The organism is Streptomyces sp. NPDC001970 (assembly GCF_053594115.1).
Genome location: NZ_JBSFDW010000123.1, coordinates 1 through 1,283 on the forward strand (window position 1 = coordinate 1; position 1,283 = coordinate 1,283).

Annotated in this window: 1 protein-coding gene and 1 pseudogene; both read left to right on the forward strand. The window is 63.1% G+C overall.

The features are described 5' to 3' along the window. Positions 1-265: 265 nt before the first annotated feature. Positions 266-775: a DinB family protein gene (locus ACWCP0_RS42150; RefSeq protein ID WP_451083995.1), complete on the forward strand. Its 510-nt coding sequence runs from the start codon at positions 266-268 to the stop codon at positions 773-775. Positions 776-859: 84 nt separating this feature from the next. After that, positions 860-1,283, forward strand: a pseudogene (locus tag ACWCP0_RS42155) (hypothetical protein); the annotation flags it as partial.

The window sequence follows — 1,283 nt, forward strand, 5'->3', positions numbered from 1 at the left end:
GGCACCTGGCACCTCGCCCCGGCCACCGCATAGCGAAAAGGGCCGCCCGGCCCAGGCCGGACAGCCCCACAACAAGATTTTCAGCAGTCTTCTAGATGATCGATTCCAAGGGGTAGCTGCGGCTGGGGGTGACCGATGAGCCTTACTGATTCCTGTGACCTGCGACTTCCATGGTGACAGTCGGGTCCGGTGGCCCTCGTCTGGGGACAGTCGACGGGAGTAGATACTGACCCTGAAATGCATGCGCGGATGAGGGGTGCAGCCAGTGACCGTCGACAATCGCATAGGGCCGCCCAGTTTTGGAAGCGAACGTGACATGCTGCGGGCTTTCCTCGACTACCACCGCGCGACCCTTGCTATGAAGTGCGAAGGACTTACCGACGAGGAGCTGCGGCAGCAGTCGATGCCGCCGTCCACGCTCTCGCTGCTCGGTCTGGTCCGGCACATGGCGGAGGTGGAGCGTGCTTGGTTCCGTCGGGTGTTTGAGGACAACGACGTGCCCATGGTGTGGTCCGACAAGATCGACTTCCAGGCGGCGTACGACGCGAGCGCGTCGACCAGGGACGAGGCGTTCGGGGCCTGGGAGGCCGAGGTGGAGAACTCGCGCCGTATCGAGCGGGAGGTTGAGTCCCTGGACCGGGCCGGGTATCAGCCGAGATGGGGTGAGGAAGTATCGCTGCGGATGGTAATGGTGCACGTGCTCCTGGAGTACGGCCGCCACAACGGGCACGCGGACTTTCTGCGCGAGGGTGTCGACGGGACCGTGGGCGCCTGAGTCCGCAGTCACCAATCTCCAAGTGCTGGTCTGTTCCAGGGACTCGCTTAATGCGCCTGGAAGGAGTGAGTCCAACATCGGTGTGTGAAGACAGAGTTGGACTGCCTCGCCACCGCACTCTATGTGAAGACCGATGACCTGCTAAAGGCCAAGACCGGGAAGTTAGGGTCTGGCGGTTCCGGTCAGGAGTGTGACGTCGGTGGTCACGGTTGTCTTGTGTCCGACGCTGCCTCTGGTCTTGTTGTAGGCGTAGGGCGACAGGGTGCGTTTGACGCAGCGGGGGCTCGTGCGCGAACGGCGCTGTGGGGCGGCGAGGTTGCGGGCGTGAGTCAGGATGGCTCCCTGCAGCCTTTCGTCGACCTCATCGACAAACACGGCACCGACAAGATCCTCACGGCCGTCGGCCAACTCGATGACGAACCACAGGCCGACGTCATCGTCTCCACCGCCCACAAAGCCAAAGGCCGCGAATGGCCCACGGTGAAGATCGCCGACGACTTCACTCCAC